The organism is Hydrogenibacillus sp. N12, from assembly GCF_019645935.1.
Taxonomy (GTDB): Bacteria; Bacillota; Bacilli; order Thermicanales; family DSM-22653; genus Hydrogenibacillus; species Hydrogenibacillus schlegelii.
This window is the reverse complement of the sequence record NZ_CP080953.1, coordinates 1,744,154-1,760,151: the sequence shown is the minus strand read 5'-3', so window position 1 is coordinate 1,760,151 and position 15,998 is coordinate 1,744,154. Positions and strand designations below refer to the sequence as shown.

Annotated in this window: 15 protein-coding genes; 13 read left to right on the top strand and 2 right to left on the bottom strand. The window is 64.0% G+C overall.

The features are described 5' to 3' along the window. The first annotated feature begins 146 nt into the window (after positions 1-146). The 5 genes from thiO (at position 147) to K2M58_RS08240 (ending at position 6,863) form a co-directional block, all read left to right on the top strand. A complete protein-coding gene (gene thiO, locus K2M58_RS08260; RefSeq protein WP_220677169.1) occupies positions 147-1,352 on the top strand; it encodes a glycine oxidase ThiO in 1,206 nt (401 codons plus the stop codon). A gap of 72 nt (positions 1,353-1,424) precedes the next feature. Beyond that, positions 1,425-1,718, top strand: a complete 294-nt coding sequence (gatC, locus tag K2M58_RS08255; RefSeq protein ID WP_066197675.1) for an Asp-tRNA(Asn)/Glu-tRNA(Gln) amidotransferase subunit GatC — start codon at positions 1,425-1,427, stop codon at positions 1,716-1,718. A gap of 63 nt (positions 1,719-1,781) precedes the next feature. Continuing rightward, positions 1,782-3,236: an Asp-tRNA(Asn)/Glu-tRNA(Gln) amidotransferase subunit GatA gene (gene gatA / locus K2M58_RS08250; protein WP_220677168.1), complete on the top strand. Its 1,455-nt coding sequence runs from the start codon at positions 1,782-1,784 to the stop codon at positions 3,234-3,236. A gap of 17 nt (positions 3,237-3,253) precedes the next feature. Then, the gene (gatB, locus tag K2M58_RS08245) at positions 3,254-4,687 is read left to right on the top strand and encodes an Asp-tRNA(Asn)/Glu-tRNA(Gln) amidotransferase subunit GatB (protein WP_066197669.1); all 1,434 of its coding nucleotides are present in this window, start codon (positions 3,254-3,256) and stop codon (positions 4,685-4,687) included. Between the two features lie 586 nt (positions 4,688-5,273). Beyond that, the gene (locus K2M58_RS08240; protein WP_220677167.1) at positions 5,274-6,863 is read left to right on the top strand and encodes a TolB-like translocation protein; all 1,590 of its coding nucleotides are present in this window, start codon (positions 5,274-5,276) and stop codon (positions 6,861-6,863) included. A gap of 108 nt (positions 6,864-6,971) precedes the next feature. On the opposite strand, the gene K2M58_RS08235 is transcribed toward K2M58_RS08240, so the two are convergent. Next, entirely contained in the window at positions 6,972-7,559 is a 588-nt protein-coding gene (locus K2M58_RS08235; protein WP_220677166.1) for an ECF transporter S component, read from the bottom strand. Positions 7,560-7,836: 277 nt separating this feature from the next. Here K2M58_RS08235 and K2M58_RS08230 point away from each other — a divergent pair, with 277 nt between their 5' ends. Beyond that, the gene (locus K2M58_RS08230) at positions 7,837-9,873 is read left to right on the top strand and encodes an acetoacetate--CoA ligase (RefSeq protein WP_220677165.1); all 2,037 of its coding nucleotides are present in this window, start codon (positions 7,837-7,839) and stop codon (positions 9,871-9,873) included. A gap of 54 nt (positions 9,874-9,927) precedes the next feature. Here the strand turns inward: K2M58_RS08230 and nikR are convergent, their stop codons facing one another. Beyond that, a complete protein-coding gene (gene nikR, locus K2M58_RS08225; RefSeq protein WP_220677164.1) occupies positions 9,928-10,407 on the bottom strand; it encodes a nickel-responsive transcriptional regulator NikR in 480 nt (159 codons plus the stop codon). Between the two features lie 288 nt (positions 10,408-10,695). On the opposite strand from nikR, the gene tatA reads away from it, so the two are divergent. The 7 genes from tatA to K2M58_RS08190 all read left to right on the top strand — a co-directional run bounded on the left by tatA (position 10,696) and on the right by K2M58_RS08190 (position 15,994). Beyond that, entirely contained in the window at positions 10,696-10,878 is a 183-nt protein-coding gene (gene tatA, locus K2M58_RS08220; protein WP_220677163.1) for a twin-arginine translocase TatA/TatE family subunit, read from the top strand. Between the two features lie 96 nt (positions 10,879-10,974). After that, complete coding sequence (locus K2M58_RS08215) at positions 10,975-12,090, top strand: hydrogenase small subunit (protein WP_220677162.1); 1,116 nt, start codon at positions 10,975-10,977, stop codon at positions 12,088-12,090. Positions 12,091-12,179: 89 nt separating this feature from the next. Beyond that, entirely contained in the window at positions 12,180-13,901 is a 1,722-nt protein-coding gene (locus K2M58_RS08210) for a nickel-dependent hydrogenase large subunit (protein ID WP_220677161.1), read from the top strand. 29 nt (positions 13,902-13,930) lie between these two features. Beyond that, positions 13,931-14,728: a Ni/Fe-hydrogenase, b-type cytochrome subunit gene (gene cybH, locus K2M58_RS08205; RefSeq protein WP_220677160.1), complete on the top strand. Its 798-nt coding sequence runs from the start codon at positions 13,931-13,933 to the stop codon at positions 14,726-14,728. After that, positions 14,718-15,245 (top strand): HyaD/HybD family hydrogenase maturation endopeptidase, encoded by a 528-nt coding sequence (locus K2M58_RS08200; protein ID WP_220677159.1) that lies wholly within the window; start codon positions 14,718-14,720, stop codon positions 15,243-15,245. The genes cybH and K2M58_RS08200 overlap by 11 nt, the downstream gene beginning before the upstream one ends. A gap of 1 nt (position 15,246) precedes the next feature. Continuing rightward, the gene (locus tag K2M58_RS08195) at positions 15,247-15,651 is read left to right on the top strand and encodes a Rieske (2Fe-2S) protein (RefSeq protein ID WP_066197636.1); all 405 of its coding nucleotides are present in this window, start codon (positions 15,247-15,249) and stop codon (positions 15,649-15,651) included. Next, positions 15,641-15,994, top strand: coding sequence for a hydrogenase maturation nickel metallochaperone HypA/HybF (locus K2M58_RS08190; protein ID WP_066197634.1), 354 nt, complete (start codon positions 15,641-15,643; stop codon positions 15,992-15,994). Before K2M58_RS08195 ends, K2M58_RS08190 begins: the two co-directional genes overlap by 11 nt. The last annotated feature ends 4 nt before the right edge of the window (positions 15,995-15,998 follow it).

Here is a 15,998-nt window from a genome sequence, read left to right as displayed (position 1 = left end):
TCATGGAAGACCGGCCTTGGGAATGAAGGTGAAAGCGATAATTTCAAGAGATTCCAAAGATAAGGGAGGTCTTCCTTAATTGTGATAGGATAGAGGCGTCAACGTGGACAAACCCGATGAACCGTGAGAAAGGAGACAAGAGCCCGATGACGGAGGGGCACCACGGACAGACGCAGACCGGCGGGTCGATCCCCGACGCGGCGGACGTTCTGGTCGTCGGCGGGGGAATGATCGGCCTCGCCATCGCGCGACAACTGGCGGTCCGAGGGGTTCGGGTGATCGTGGCCGAGCAGGCCGGCGTGGGATCCGGCGCCTCACAAGCGGCCGCAGGAATGCTGGCGGCGCAGGTGGAAACGGAGGAAGACGGCCCCTTTTTCGACCTGCAGGTGGCCAGCCGGAGGCTGTGGCAAAAATGGGCACACGTCCTTCCGGAAGAGACCGGCGTGGCGATCGGCTACCGGAAGACGGGCATGTACCGAATTGCCGGGACGCCGCACGAGGCGGAAATGCTGCAAAAGCGGCTCGAATGGCAAACGCAAAAAGGGCAGAGCGTCACTTGGCTGGACGCCGAGCGCCTTCGTGCGGCCGTGCCAGGGCTCGGCCCGGAGGTCTACGGCGCGCTCTACGCGCCGGAAGATCACCAGGTCGACGCCGTTCTGGCGTTAAGGGCCTTGCGCCTGTCGGCCGTTTGGCACGGGGCGCTTGTGATGGAAGGGACCCCTGTGATCTCGCTCCTAAAAGAGGGCGCGCGGATTTACGGCGTTCGCACCCCGAAGGGCGTCCTCACCGCCGATCGCGTCGTCCTCGCCGGCGGCCTTTCGGTGCCGGCGCTCCTTCAGCCGCTCGGCTTTACCTTCCCGCTGGAACCCGTCCGCGGGGTCGCCTGTGCCCTACTGGCCGATCGGCCGTTCCTCCGCGAAACCCTTTTCGGCACGGGATGGTATCTGACGCCCAAGGCCGACGGCCGGCTGATCGTCGGCGCCACCGAGGAAGGGGGAGCCGCCGCGGCCTACGTCCCTGCCGAATCCCTCATGCGAATTCTCGAGCGGGCCATGCGGGCGGTTCCGGAGATCGGGCGTTTTCCCTTCCAATCTGCTTGGTCCGGCATCCGCACCCGGACGCCCGACGGTTTGCCGGTGATCGGCCCGGTTCCAGGCGTCGAGGGGCTGTTCGTCGCGACGGGCCACCACCGCAACGGCATCCTGCTGGCGCCTGTGACCGGCGAAACGATCGCCGAGTGGATCGTGGGCCAAAAGCCGCCGGCGGTCGCCATGGCCTTTCTGCCCGAGCGATTTCTCAAAAGCGGAAGCGATCCGACCGAACGCCGGGAACGGGACGTTCAATCCCGCTAGCGCTCAGTCTATGGTATCATAAGAGCCATGTGCGGGCGGCGGACATCGCGAAACCGCGAGGAGGGATGGTGGATGGTGGCGATTACCCGCGAGCAGGTGGAGCACGTCGCCGACCTGGCGCGCCTTTCGCTGACGCCGGAGGAGGCGGAGCGGCTCACGGAGCAGCTCAACCAGATTCTCGCCTTCGCCCATAAGCTGAACGAACTCGACACCAGCGGCGTGGAGCCGACGAGCCACGTCCTGCCGCTGGCCAACGTGATGCGCGACGACGAGGTGCGGCCGTCGATTCCGCGCGAAGAGGCGCTGAAAAACGCGCCCGACCACGCAGACGGCCTGTTCCGCGTGCCGAAGGCGATCGAAGGCTAGCCGGGCGGCAGGAAAGGCCACGCGCCCGCCGGGCGAGGCATGGGCAGCAAAGGGGGATGTGGCGTGTCGCTGTTGGACCGGCCGATTCAGGAGATCCACGACGGCCTGCGCAAAAAGGATTTTTCCGTTCGCGAACTGGTGGAAGCGTCGCACCAGCGCATTCGCGCCGTGGACGAACAGGTCAAGGCCTTCCTCACCTTGGACGAGGAAGGGGCGTTGAAGAAAGCCAACGCGCTGGACCGGCGCCTGGCCGCCGGAGAGGCCGGGGGGCTTCTTTTCGGCATTCCGGCGGGCATCAAGGACAACATCGTCACGAAGGGCGTGCGCACCACCTGCGCGTCGAAGATCCTGGCCCACTACGAGCCGATCTACAACGCCACGGTCATGGACAAGCTCGACGCCGCCGATGCGGTGATGGTCGGCAAGACGAACATGGACGAGTTTGCCATGGGATCGTCGACGGAAAACTCCGCTTTCTTCCCCACGCGCAACCCGTGGGACCTCGAGCGCGTTCCCGGGGGTTCGAGCGGGGGATCGGCGGCGGCGGTGGCGGCCGGGGAGGTCGTCTTCGCCCTCGGCTCCGACACCGGCGGCTCCATTCGCCAGCCGGCGGCCTACTGCGGCGTCGTTGGCCTCAAACCCACGTACGGCCGCGTGTCCCGCTTTGGCCTCGTGGCCTTCGCCTCGTCCCTCGATCAGATCGGCCCCATCACGCGCACCGTGGCCGACGCCGCCTACGTGCTGCAGGCGATCGCCGGCCATGACCCCTACGACTCCACGTCGGCCGACGTCGAGGTGCCGGACTACACGGCGGCCCTCACCGGCGACGTGAAGGGGCTGAAGATCGCCGTGCCGAAGGAGTATCTCGGCGACGGCATCGACGAGGGCGTTCGCCGGCGGGTGCTGGAGGCGCTGGAGGTGTTCGCGTCGCTGGGCGCCGAATGGGAGGAGGTCTCCCTGCCGCACAGCGACTACGCCGTGGCCTGCTACTACCTGATCGCCCCGTCGGAGGCGTCGTCCAACCTGGCCCGCTATGACGGCGTGCGCTACGGCGTGCGCGCCGAGGCCGACAATCTCCTCGACATGTACAAGCAGACGCGCAGCCAGGGCTTCGGCCCGGAGGTGAAGCGCCGCATCATGCTCGGCACCTTCGCCCTCAGTTCGGGCTACTACGACGCCTACTACCTGAAGGCGCAGAAGGTGCGCACGCTGATCAAGCGGGATTTCGAGCGGCTCTTCGAACGCTACGACGTGGTGATCGGCCCGACGGCGCCGACGCCGGCCTTCAAGCTCGGCGAAAAGGTGGACGACCCGCTGACGATGTACCTCAACGACATCTGCACCATTCCGGTCAACCTGGCCGGCCTGCCGGCGATCAGCATCCCGTGCGGCTTTTCCGACGGCCTGCCGGTGGGGCTGCAGATCATCGGCAAGCCTTTCGACGAACTGACCGTGCTGCGCGCCGCGTACGCCTTTGAAGTGCACACCGACCACCACAAGGCGCGCCCGGCGCTGTGAGGGAAAGGGAACGGACGATGAACTTCGAGACGGTCATCGGGCTGGAAGTGCACGTCGAGCTGGCGACGAAGTCGAAGATCTTCTGCGGCTGTTCCACAGCCTTCGGCGCCCCGCCCAACACCAACGTCTGCCCGGTCTGCCTCGGCCATCCGGGTGTTTTGCCCGTGCTCAACCGTCAGGCGGTGGAGTACGCGATGAAAGCGGCGCTGGCCTTGAACTGCGAGATCGCCGAAGTATGCAAATTTGACCGCAAAAACTACTTCTACCCTGACCTGCCCAAGGCGTATCAGATTTCCCAGTACGACCAGCCCCTGGCCAAAAACGGGTGGGTGGACATCGAGGTGGGCGGGCGTAAAAAGCGCGTCGGCATTGCCCGCCTGCACCTCGAGGAGGACGCCGGGAAGTCGTTCCACGCCGAGGGCGGCCACCATACCCTCGTCGACTTCAACCGCGTCGGCGTGCCGCTCATCGAGATCGTCACCGAGCCGGACCTGCGCTCGCCGGAGGAGGCGCGGATCTTTCTCGAAACGCTGCGCCTGATTCTCCTTTACACCGGTGTCTCCGACGTGAAGATGGAAGAGGGCTCGCTGCGCTGCGACGCCAACATCTCCCTGCGTCCCGTCGGCGCCGACGCCTTCGGCACGAAGACGGAGCTGAAAAACCTCAACTCCTTCCGCTTCGTCCAGAAGGGGCTGGAGTATGAGGAGAGGCGCCAGCGGGAGATTCTCACCGCCGGCGGTGTCGTGGAGCAGGAGACGCGGCGCTGGGACGAGCAGAAGGAGATCACCGTGCCCATGCGCGGGAAGGAGGAGGCCCACGACTACCGCTACTTCCCCGAGCCGGACCTCGTGCGCCTCGTCATCGACCGCGCGTGGGTGGAGCAGGTGAAGGCCGAGCTGCCGGAGCTGCCCGACGCGCGGCGCGAACGGTACATGCGCGACTACGGCCTGTCGGCGTATGACGCGGGGGTGCTGACAGCCTCGAAGGACCTGTCCGATTACTACGAGAAGGTGGTCGAGCACTGCCGGGATCCGAAGGCGGCGGCCAACTGGGTGATGGTCGAGCTCATGGGCCACGTCAACGCCCAAGGCATCGAGGTGCGCGACGTCAAGCTGTCGCCGGCCAACCTCGGCAAGCTGATCACCCTGATCCACAAGGGGACCATCAGCGGGAAGATCGCCAAAGAGATCTTCAAGGAACTCTTGGAGACGGACCGAGACCCCGAGGCGATCGTCCAGGAGAAAGGGCTGGTACAGATCGCCGATCCCGAGGCGCTGCGGCCGATCGTCCTCCAGGTGCTCGACGCCAACGCGCAGTCGGTCCTCGATTACAAGAACGGTAAAGACCGCGCCCTAGGCTTCCTCGTCGGCCAGGTGATGAAGGCGACGAAGGGGAAGGCCAATCCCGAGCTCGTCAACCGGCTCCTCCTGGAAGAGATCGCCGTACGGTGAGGGCCCGTTCGTCCAAATCAATCCCTTCACTCCCGCCGGCGCTAATGACCTTGAGGCTCGTCCAGACGACGGCCGTCTACGACTGGTCAACGCCGCGATGCTCAAGCTTCCGGCCGAGCAAACCTCGCTGGGTTTTCTCTCTGGTTTTGGCTCCTCGATCGCCTCAATATGGCGACCGCCCCCTGATCGGTGCCTTCCGTCCCGGTTCTCGGTCTTTTCTTCGGCGCGCTTCTCCTCGGGGAACGGCTGACGGCGCCGCTTTGGGTCGGAAGCGCGTTGATCCTTGTCGGCGTCGGACTGGCCCACGCGGCTCCGACGGATCCACGTAACGGCTTCGCGTAAAATGGCCGGGTCCGAGTGAGGCGCCGAGAAGGACGTCATCCGGGCGGGGCGCCTGGGCCGGCAAAGGGGATTGTCTTGTTCTGGTCCGCCCGGCGGCGCTCAAAAAGCCGGCCCAGCGCCGGACGCGAGAGGAAAACGCGGCGCCAGGGCGAATAACGATAGCAGGGGAAACCCCGAAGAGGGGAGAGCCTGAAGCAGGAATTGGCAGGACAAAAGGGCGATCGGCCGGACAGGAGGTATCGGGGTGCGAAAAGCGTGGCAGCCGTCCGTCAGGCGCGTCGGGGTTGCGGGGGTGCTCTGGCTGCTGTTTGCGGCGGCTTTCGGCTTGATCGGATGTCAAAAAAGTCCGGCGACCTCCGCGCGGCCGGGGGCATCTTCCGGCGAGATGATCCGAAACGAGGCGTCGCCGGAGAGGCCGTCCGGCTCGTCCGGCGGCTCAGACGGAGCGACCGACCGATCGTCGGCGGAGCCCGGCGCCGTCGGGGGAAACGCGGGAGCTCCCGGCGGAAACGAGGCGGCCCGGCCGCCGGAGCGAAGCGATCACGCAGCCGGCGTTCAGGCCGTCGCCCCCGGCATCGAGCGGCTCTTCCTTCCGGGAAGGCTCCTTGCGGCGCCGGCGGTGCCGAGCGACGGCACGCTCGTTCTCGCCGTCGAGCTGGAAGGCGGCGCTTCGGCGGTTGGCCTGCCGGGGGCAAGGTCAGGTGCCGGGGCATCGACCGCCGCCGATGCCCCGGCCGCCCAGATGCCGGCCGGCCCGGAAGTGCGGGAGGCAGCCGAGGAACCCAAGGGCGGATACGTCCTCTTTCGCTACCGGCCGTTTGCTCCGTCCGTGACGGCGGCGTTTGAGCCTCTGGCGTCGCTGTCGCTCGAACCGGCCGCCGTCCGTCCGGACGGTGGGGCGGTCGTCGCCGGCGCGCCGGCGTGCTTCGACAGGGGCCTCGCCCTCGAGAAGGCCTCGGTCGGTGCCATGGGCGTGAGCGGGCTTTCGTGTTCCCTGGCGTTCATCGACGTCTCGACCGGCGAGCGGCGACCGCTTCTTGAAGCGGTGGCGCCGGTTTTTTCCGTCGTCTTTTCACCGGACGGCGGTCGGGTGGCCATCGCCCACCTCGCCGGGGTCGACGTCGTCCCGATCGACGACCCTGCCGGCGCCCGACGAGTCTACCGGGCCCGCGGAGAAGGCGGTGGCAGCGTCGGGCCCTTTCGATACATCATCCACGTTGCGGAACTTGCGTGGCCGGTCGAGGCGGCCCTCTTCGGCCGGGAAGAGGCGGGCGTTTATGCTTCCGAGCCGATCCGGGGTGGGATCGTTCGCTTCGACCTGAGGCAGCCGGCCGGCGCCCCGCAAACCGTCCTCGACGAACCGGTCATCGAGACCGCGTGGGCCGTCGCTCCGGACGGCCGGACGGTGGTGGCGTCGGCATCGCGCGAAATCTACCTCATGGACGTCGGACCGCCGTCGTTTTCCGTCTGGCGAGCCGAGCTTCCTTCCGACAGGGCAGCAGGGGTTCGGAAAGCGCGGCTTCCTGTGCCCGTCGCTCCGGATCGGCTGCCCCTGGTGAAGGCGGTTGCTCCGGACAGGACGGCTCTCTGGGGCGCTAGCCTCGACGGCCGCTCCCCGCCCGAGCGGCCACCGGCCCTCTTCCGCCTGCCGCATACCGATTCGACCGACCGTATCACCTGGTTCGCCGCCTCCGGAGAGCTCGGGGAACCCGGTACCTGGTTCGGCGGCCTCTGGGGAAGCGGCGCGGAACTCTTCCTCCACGCGCCGAGCTCCGCCGGCGACGTCTTGTATGCCCTGCGGCCGGATCGGCTCTCTGCTTTAGGCGACCGCTGACGACCGATCCGAAGGTGGACGGGAACGGGGCCCGAATGGAGATCCGCCGGCGCCGAGGGAGACCCGCACCGGCGGATCGTCGTGCCGGCGGAGCCGGAGAGGTGGTCGTTATCGCCTTTCCGCCGAAGCTTCCGTCGCCCGCCGTTCGCGAATCCATCCGTGCAGCCGGCTGTAGAGGGCGAAGGCGACGATGCCGATGAGCCCGCCTTTGACGAGGTTGAACGGGAAAATGGCGGTCAGGATGAGCGGCAGGATGTCTTCCCGGGCGATCGGATAATGGAGGACGGCGATGTAGAGCGGAAAGAGGATGAAATAGTTCGCCGCGGCCATGACGACGGCGGTCAGCAGGGAACCCAGCGCAAGCCCCGCCGCAAGACCGGCCGCGTCACTCCGCCGGCCGTACGCCCAGGCGGCGACGGAGACGTACACCGATCCGGCGAGAAAGTTCGCCGCTTGACCGATCGGAAGCCCCGCGTCGCCGCCCCGGATCAAGTAGTGCAAGACGTTTTTGATCCCTTCGATGCCGATCCCGGCCCCGGGGCCGTAGAGGAGGGCGGTCAAGAGGGCGGGGAGATCTCCGGCGTCGACCTTTAAAAACGGCGGAAAAAACGGAAGCGGCACTTCGAACAGCATGAGGATGAACGAAAGCGCCCCCATCGCGGCGAGGATCGAAAGGCGCGAAAGGCGCCGGTCCATCGGGCGTCCCCCTTTCGGCCGAGGCCGCTTCGGCGCGTGGTGGCCCCGGTCTGATCATCCTGACGATCTTCCCTTGCCCGCTATCATAGCAAAAACGGCCGCAGGGGCGCATGCGGCCTTTCCTCGATCGCCGAAATATGAAAGCCCATTCAGCGCCGGACGTCCGGCCGCGCCGCGGCGTGCCGCGGTTTTAAGACGGCGGCCGTCTAAGCCGCAAAAGTCGCCGAGCGCTGTTCAATGAAAAGTTTTGAGAATAAGGAAGACTGGAGGGACGGCGATGACCGTTCAGGAAGGGACGCTCCTTTGGACGCCGCCGGCGGAGCGGGTCGAAGCGTCGACCCTGCGCCGTTATATGCGCTGGCTCAAGGAGACCCGAGGGATTGAGTTTGACGATTATTTCGCCCTCTGGCGGTGGTCGGTCGAGGATCTGGAAGCGTTCTGGGCGTCGGTCTGGGAGTTTTTCGCCATTCGGGCGCATCGGCCGTACCGGTCGGTCCTCTCCTCCCGGGCGATGCCCGGCACTCGCTGGTTTGAAGGCGCCGAGCTCAACTACGCGGAGCACGCCTTCCGCCACGCCCGAGAGGAGGCGCCGGCGGTCCTCGCCAAGACGGAAGGGCTCCCCCTGGAGACGCTCTCCTGGGAAGAGCTCAAATGGGCGGTCGCCCGGGCGCGGGCCGGCCTCGAGCGCCTCGGCGTCCGGCGGGGAGACCGCGTCGCGGCGGTGGCACCAAACGGCCCGGAGGCGCTCATCGCTTTTCTCGCGGCGGCCTCCCTTGGCGCCGTCTGGTCGTCGAGCTCGCCCGACTTCGGCGCCGAAGGCATCCTCGACCGCTTCGGCCAGATCGAACCGAAGGTTCTCCTCTTCGTCCCGGCGTATCGATACGGCGGCCGAGTGCACGACCGGCGGAACATCCTGCGGGCACTCCGGGAGCGTCTGCCGTCGCTTGCGGCGACGATCCTTTTGCCGGTGCGACTTGGCCAGGACGACGACCGCTTCCCGCCGGAGGCCGTTCGGGCCGAGATCGAAGCTACCGGCGGGTCCGGGACCGTGATCGGCTGGGAAGCGTTTCTCGCTCTGGGCGGTGACGATCCGCCGCTCCGGTTCGACCCGGTGCCGTTCGACCATCCCCTCTGGATTCTTTTCAGCTCCGGCACGACGGGTCTCCCGAAGCCGATCGTCCAGAGCCACGGCGGCATCCTCCTCGAACACTTGAAGGCGCTCGCCCTTCAGCTCGACGTTCAAGCCGGCGATCGGCTCTTCTGGTACACGACGACCGGCTGGATGATGTGGAATTTTCTCATCAGCGGCCTTCTCGTCGGCGCGGCGGTCCTCCTCTACGACGGCTCTCCCGCCTTCCCCGACCTCGGCGCCCTCTGGCGCTTTGCCGAAGAGACCCGGATGACGGTCTTCGGCACGAGCGCGCCGTATCTCATGGCTTTGCAAAAAAGCGGTTTTGTCCCCCGGGAGCGGTTCGACCTTTCGGCGCTGAAGACGATCGGCTCGACCGGCGCGCCGCTTCCGCCGGAAGGGTTCGCCTGGGTGTACGCGGCCGTCAAGGACGACGTCTGGCTCGCGTCCGTAAGCGGCGGGACGGACGTCTGCACCGCCTTTCTGGGGGGCGTCCCGCTCCTTCCGGTTCACGCTGGGGAGCTGCAGGGGCCTGCCCTCGGGGCGGCGGTGGCGGCCTTCGACGAGGCGGGGCGAAGCGTCGTCGCGGAAGTCGGCGAGCTCGTCCTCACGGCGCCGATGCCGTCGATGCCGGTCTTTTTCTGGAACGACCCCGACGGGACGCGCTACCGGGAGAGCTACTTCGACGTCTACCCCGGCGTCTGGCGCCACGGCGACTGGGTGAAAATCACCGAGCGGGGAAGCGCCGTCATCACCGGCCGCTCCGACGCGACGATCAACCGGCAGGGCGTCCGGATGGGAACGAGCGACTTTTATCGCGTCGTCGAAGCGCTGCCGGAAGTGGTCGACAGCCTCGTCATCGACCTCTCCCGGCCGGACGGCAAACCGGAGCTCGTCCTTTTCGTCGTGCCGGCGGAGGGCGCCGCGGTCGATCCGTCCCTGGAGGAGAAAATCCGGCAGGAGATCCGCCGGCGCCTTTCTCCCCGGCACGTGCCGGATCGGATCGTCGCTGCCCCCGGCGTCCCCCGGACGCTGAACGGCAAAAAGATGGAAGTGCCGGTGAAGAAACTCTTCCTCGGCGTGCCGCCGGAACGGGCGGTCAATCCCGGGTCGATGCAAAATCCCGAAATTCTTTCTTTTTACATCGAGACGGCGGCGGCGTGGCGCCGCAAAAAGTTAGATTGATCGGTGCGTGTCACGAGCAGCGGGGCACAGGCGGTTTGACGCAGGATGAAACCGTCAGGATGACGGATCGGGCGGCCTTCCATCGCCGGTGCCCCTCTCTTCAAAGTAGGTCACCGACAATTCTGCGTAAAAAACGCCTTTCAACACTTGAATGCGCTGGTGCAGATCGCGGAGATGGGAGATCTTTCCCCGCACGGCGATGACTTCCATGCAGAGGGCGTGGTTTAAGTGGATGTGCATGGTCGCGATGATGTTTTCGTAAAAGCCATGTTGAAGCTCAGTGAGTTTCTTCGGGATATCGCTCAAATGATGGTCATAAACCATCACAATCGTCCCGGCCACCCGTTGATCGGCGGAAAAGCGCGAAGGTTCAAGGATAGCCCGTCTGGCGAGATCCCGGAACGCTTCTGAACGGTTGGTGTACCCTTGTTCCCGAATGTAGCGATCGAATTGCTCAATGAGGATGGAGGGGAAAGAAACCCCGAAGCGCACGAGTTCGTCTCTCTCGGGTGTGGGATGATCGGCCTTGTCCATTTTGTGCTCCCGTAAGTGATGTGTTTTTGGGATTGGCCCAATGATATCACTTCAAAAGGACCGCGCTCAAGCGTGTCGAAGGCGGTCGCGTGGGACCGTTTTCGTGCCATTCGTTCGCCAGCGTGCTTCATGCTATCGATGGATTCAAGTCACAAATGGATTTTCGTTTGATCGTGTTCACGATGTTGGCACAGAATGTTCGCCAGGACGACCTGTTTGCTCTCTTGATATCTAAACCTATTACAGTAAAATGTTGTCGTAAGATGATGAGGAAAGGGGTGAAGGGCGATGGGAATTCAAAACATCGGGATTCCCGGCCTTTTGTTGATCCTGCTGTTGGCGCTGATCATTTTCGGCCCGAGTAAACTTCCGGAAATTGGGAGAGCTTTCGGTACAACGATCAAGGAATTCAGAAAATCTGCGCAAGAGTTGACCGAGGATCCGTTGAAAAATGAGGGAACCAAAAATTAAGCCTCCTGTAGAAAACGCATTCATGGCGGCGCCGGTCTAGGTGCTTGGATAGAAACAGGATAGAACTATGAGAATTGAGAAAGGAAAGGGATGCCGATGGCGAGGGCGGTAAAGCGCAAGACCATTTATGAAGAACTGCGCGAACAAGGCGTCACGCGCCGCGAGTTTTTAAAAATCGCGACGGCCATCACCATGGCGCTCGGCCTGAAGCTCAGGATGGTGCCGACGGTCGTCCATGCGATGGAGACGCGTCCGCGCCTGCCGGTGATCTGGATGGACTTTCAAAGCTGCAGCGGTCCGACCGAATCCTTCATCCGCTCATATCAACCGAGCATGCAAAAGGTCTTGTTCGACATGATTTCGCTGGAATACAACGGGGCTTTGATGGCCGGCTCGGGAACGGCGGCGGAGGAGCACATTTTAAAAATCATGAATGAATACCCCGGGGAGTATATTTTGGCGGCGGAAGGGAGCCTTCCGCTTCTTCCAGGAGCGCTTACGATCGCCGGCCGCCCGGCGGAAGAGACGTTCCGCGAAGTGGCCGCCAAGGCCAAAGCGGTCGTGGCGATGGGGAGCTGCGCAACGTGGGGCGGCATTCCGGTGGCCAAGCCGAATCCGACGTTGGCCAGGGCAGTCACCGACTTCGTCCCGCCGGGCGTGCCGTTCATCCGCATTCCTGGTTGCCCGCCGATCGGGGAAGTGATGACAAACACCCTGGCGCACATCGTGATTTTCGGCTCGCTCCCGGAAGTCGATGAACTCGCCCGTCCCAAAGAATACTACCGCCATCGGCTGCACGACAAGTGCCAGCGCCGCCCGTTTTTCGACGCCGGCTTGTATGCCGAGACGTTTAACGACGAGGGCGCCCGGCAAGGTTATTGCCTGTACAAGCTGGGCTGCCGCGGTCCGACGACGTACAACGCCTGCGCGGAACTGCGATGGAACGGGGGCTTGAGCTGGCCCATTCAGTCCGGACACCCGTGCATCGGCTGCGCGGCGCCGAATTTCTGGGACGAAGCACCGTTTTACGCCCGCGTCGTGCAGCTGCCGGGTACGCAGACGACGATCAATCCGGAGCGCGTCGGCGCCGTGATGGCGGGTGCGCTGGCGGCCGGAATCGCCGTGCACGCGGCGGCGACGGTCATCGCCAAGGGGCGGATCGCTAAGAAGCCCGGAGTCAAGGCACCGAAGGACATCGAAGTCGGGCAGTAAAGCACGTTGAAGCAAGCAGACCTCGCCGGGCGCCTCCGCGCGCGGCGAGCGCGAGTCGGATATCGTGCGGGAAAGCGAGGGGAACTTCATTGGCGGAGCAGCGCGTCGTGGTCGATCCGATCACGCGGATTGAAGGTCATCTGCGCATCGAAGCGGAAGTGAAGGACAAGACGATTCAAAAAGCGTACAGCTCCGGCACGGCCGTAAGAGGAATCGAGCTCATCGTCAGGGACCGCGATCCCCGGGACCTGTGGGCCTATACTCAGCGTATATGCGGCGTGTGCACCAGCGTCCACGCACTCGCTTCGGTCCGCGCGGTGGAGGATGCTCTGGGCATCCGCATTCCGCACAACGCCCATTTGATCCGGAACATCATGGACGCGACGGTGATCATTCACGACCACGTCGTGCACTTCTATCACCTGCATTCGATGGATTGGGTCGATGTGCTTTCGGCGGCTGGCGCCGATCCGAGCGAAGCGGCGCGTATCGCCCAGTCGTATTCACGCTGGCCCAAGTCGACGGCGGGATACTTCAAAGACGTTCAAGACAAGATCAAGAAATTGGTCGAAAGCGGCCAGCTCGGCATCTTCGCCACGGGATACTGGGGGCACCCGGCGTACAAGCTTCCACCGGAGGTCAACCTCATCATGGTCGCCCATTATCTCGAAGCGCTGGACTGGCAAAAAGAAATCGTACGCATCCACACGATCTTCGGCGGCCGCAACCCGCACCCGAACTATGTCGTCGGCGGAGTGCCGTGGCCGATCGACCCGAACATGGACAACGCCTTAAACACCTCCCGGCTCACGGAAGTCGACCGGCAGATCGACATGGCGCTCGAGTTCGTCGAGCAGGTCTACCTGCCGGACGTGCTCACGCTCGCCAAGTATTATCGGGACTGGACTTTCGGCGGTGGACTCAAAAATTACCTGGCCTACGGCGACTTTTCTCCGACGAGCATCTACGACGTGGACTCATATCGCTTCCCACGGGGCGCGGTGCTCGACTTTAACCTCCATGAAGTCCATGACGTCGATCCGCGCGATCTGGCGCAGGTTCAAGAGTTCGTCGATCATTCCTGGTACACCTATGACGGCAAACCGGGCGGCATCGGCAAGCACCCGTGGGAAGGGGAAACGACGCTTGCCTATGATGGGCCGAAGACGTTTGAGCACTTGAACGTCGAGGGCAAGTACAGCTGGGTGAAATCGCCGCGCTGGATGGAAAAACCGATGGAAGTCGGGCCGCTCGCGCGCCTCATCGTCGGCTACGCGAAAAAGAACGACCGCATACGAGATGCCGTCGACCGGGCGCTCAAAGAAATCGGCGTGGACATCACCTGGATGCACTCCGCCATCGGGCGGACGCTGGCCCGGGCCATCGACGCCTCGCTGGTCGCTCATTTTGCCCGCGAAGACATGGACCAGCTGTTCGCGAACATCCGAAGCGGCAACCTCGCCACGTTTGACGACAGCAAATGGGATCCGAAAACGTGGCCGAGGGAAGCGAAGGGCGTCGGCTGGGCTGAAGTCCCCCGTGGGGCGCTCGGCCACTGGGTGATCGTCAAAGACGGCAAGGTCGGACGCTTCCAGGCCGTCGTGCCGACGACGTGGAACGCCTCGCCGCGCGACCACAAAGACAACGTCGGCGCCTACGAAGCTTCCCTCGTCGGTGCGCCGCTGGAAGATCCCGCGCGGCCGGTGGAGATCATCCGCATCATCCACTCCTTCGATCCGTGCATGGCGTGCGCGGTTCATCTGACGGATCTTGCCGATCAGCGGCAGTACGAAGTGTTCTTGGACATGTAAGACGGAAAAAGGAAAGGAGGTGCGTGCCGATGGCGGAGCCGACCGGTGTGGGCGTGCAAACGCCGCTTGGAGAAACCGGAAAGATAAGAAGGCGTGACCCCGTCTATCACGCCGCGGAACCGGATACCGTGAAAGTGTACGTGTGGGAGCTTCCCGTTCGGGTCTGGCACTGGGTAAACGCCCTTTCGATCTTCGTACTTTTCGTCACCGGCATTTACATCGGCAACCCGTTCGTTCATGCGGCGAGCTCAGGCGATGCCGACGCGTTCCTCATGGGATGGGTGCGCATCGTCCATTTCGTCACGGCGTTCGTCTTTACGCTCGGGTGGGTTTTCCGCCTCTACTGGAACTTTTTTGGCAACCGCTACGTGATCGAAAATCCGTTTCGCCGCCGGTTTTGGTCGGGCATGTGGGAGACGATAAAATACTATCTCTTCCTCCCGAACCGGAAGCCCCATTACGTGGGGCACAATCCGCTGGCCATGCTTTCCTACTGGTTGTTCGGCGTGATGTCGCTCATCGTCATTCTCTCCGGCTTTTTCCTGCTCTTCGAACCGCATCTGGATACGGCCTCCGGGCGGCTGGTCTCGTGGATGTTCCTCGTCTTCGGCGACAGCTTTTCGATCCGCTCCTGGCACCACGTCTTCGCCTGGTTGATCATCCTTTTCGTGATCGTCCACGTGTACATGGCCGTGCGCGACGACCTCGTGGAACGTTCGGGGACGATTTCGTCTATGATCACCGGCTACAAGACGGCGAAGCGCGCGCACCTCATCGAAGCGGACGATGAAGCCGCCGGTGAAAGGAAGATGCTTGATGTTGGATGACCGCGCTGCCCGTCCGCCGGGTCATCCGCCGCGCATCACGATTCTGGGCTTGGGCAATACGCTGTTTTCGGATGAAGGGGTGGGGGTGCACGCCCTCCCCCTGCTCCGGGAAGCGCTCCGCGACACTCCCGGCATCGAGTTCATCGACGGCGGCACCGACGGGATCCGGCTCCTCGTCCCGGTTGAAGCGGCGGAGGCGCTCCTCGTCGTCGACGCCGTGGACGCGAAGCGGCCCCCGGGGACGGTGCTCGTGCTGGACGCCGAAGACATCCCGGCGGTGATGACGCCGAAGCTCTCCGTGCATCAGGTGACGTTTTCGGAAATCTTGTTCCTCACGAAGCTGCGCGGGACGACGCCCCGGCGACTCAAGATGATCGGCGTCCAGCCTGAGTCGCTGGAGCTGGGGCTTACGCTTTCGGACGTCGTCCGCGCGCGCCTCGGCGACGTCGTCGCCTTGGCCAAGCGGATCGTCGACGAATGGATGAACGAATATGAATCGACGCGAATTCTGGCATGAGATGGCCAAAAGTCTGCTTGACACCGTGAAAGCCGTGGCTGCTCCCTGGGTGGAGATGTACGCCGAGCGGATTGAAGACACGGTCGACGGACTGAGCGGCCTCACGTGGGTCCCCGTATCCGACCGTCCGGCGCGCTCCCCGGGGGCAGCCGAGCTTGTTTTCGTCGGACGCGAGGCGTATTATCTTTACGTTAACCGGCGCGGAGAGCTGAAGGCGTTCGAAAACCGCTGCAGCCGATGTGGAGAACTTTTGACAAACATCGCGGATGCAAAAAAAGTTAAGTGTTTTACGTGCGGCGCAGAGTGGGACGTCTTGCGCGAGGAAGGAACGCTGAAGCCCCGGGAAGTCCTCGTGAAGGTCGAGAATGGACGGCTGTACCTGGGAGTGAAAGCGCATGAGCCATGAAGTGGCGCTGATGGGGGATATGCTGAATCTCGTCGCCGAAGACATGCAGAAGCGCGGGCTGTCGAAGGTCAAAAAGCTGAAGCTGCGCGTCGGGACGTTCTCGCATTCGGTGCCGGACGCCCTGGAGATGGCGTTTGAGATCCACAAAGCGATGAAGGCCCCCATTTTGACGGAAGAAAGCACGCTGGAGATCGAAGTCGAGGAAGCGCGCGCCCGGTGCGTGATTTGCGGGCACGAGTACGTCCCCGATCATCGCGTCGCGCTTTGCCCGAATTGCGGCGTGCCGGGCGGGAAGCTCATCGCCGGCGATGCGATCCGGATCCTGTCCTACGAGGGGGTGTGACGTC

What these genes read in the sequence shown, in the direction of transcription:
- thiO (WP_220677169.1), top strand. Translation starts at nt 147, where the DNA reads ATGACGGAGGGGCACCACGGACAGACGCAGACCGGCGGGTCGATCCCC.
- gatC (WP_066197675.1), top strand. Translation starts at nt 1,425, where the DNA reads ATGGTGGCGATTACCCGCGAGCAGGTGGAGCACGTCGCCGACCTGGCG.
- gatB (WP_066197669.1), top strand. Translation starts at nt 3,254, where the DNA reads ATGAACTTCGAGACGGTCATCGGGCTGGAAGTGCACGTCGAGCTGGCG.
- K2M58_RS08235 (WP_220677166.1), bottom strand. Translation starts at nt 7,559, where the DNA reads ATGGACCGGCGCCTTTCGCGCCTTTCGATCCTCGCCGCGATGGGGGCG.
- K2M58_RS08230 (WP_220677165.1), top strand. Translation starts at nt 7,837, where the DNA reads ATGACCGTTCAGGAAGGGACGCTCCTTTGGACGCCGCCGGCGGAGCGG.
- nikR (WP_220677164.1), bottom strand. Translation starts at nt 10,407, where the DNA reads ATGGACAAGGCCGATCATCCCACACCCGAGAGAGACGAACTCGTGCGC.
- tatA (WP_220677163.1), top strand. Translation starts at nt 10,696, where the DNA reads ATGGGAATTCAAAACATCGGGATTCCCGGCCTTTTGTTGATCCTGCTG.
- K2M58_RS08215 (WP_220677162.1), top strand. Translation starts at nt 10,975, where the DNA reads ATGGCGAGGGCGGTAAAGCGCAAGACCATTTATGAAGAACTGCGCGAA.
- cybH (WP_220677160.1), top strand. Translation starts at nt 13,931, where the DNA reads ATGGCGGAGCCGACCGGTGTGGGCGTGCAAACGCCGCTTGGAGAAACC.
- K2M58_RS08200 (WP_220677159.1), top strand. Translation starts at nt 14,718, where the DNA reads ATGTTGGATGACCGCGCTGCCCGTCCGCCGGGTCATCCGCCGCGCATC.
- K2M58_RS08195 (WP_066197636.1), top strand. Translation starts at nt 15,247, where the DNA reads ATGGCCAAAAGTCTGCTTGACACCGTGAAAGCCGTGGCTGCTCCCTGG.
- K2M58_RS08190 (WP_066197634.1), top strand. Translation starts at nt 15,641, where the DNA reads ATGAGCCATGAAGTGGCGCTGATGGGGGATATGCTGAATCTCGTCGCC.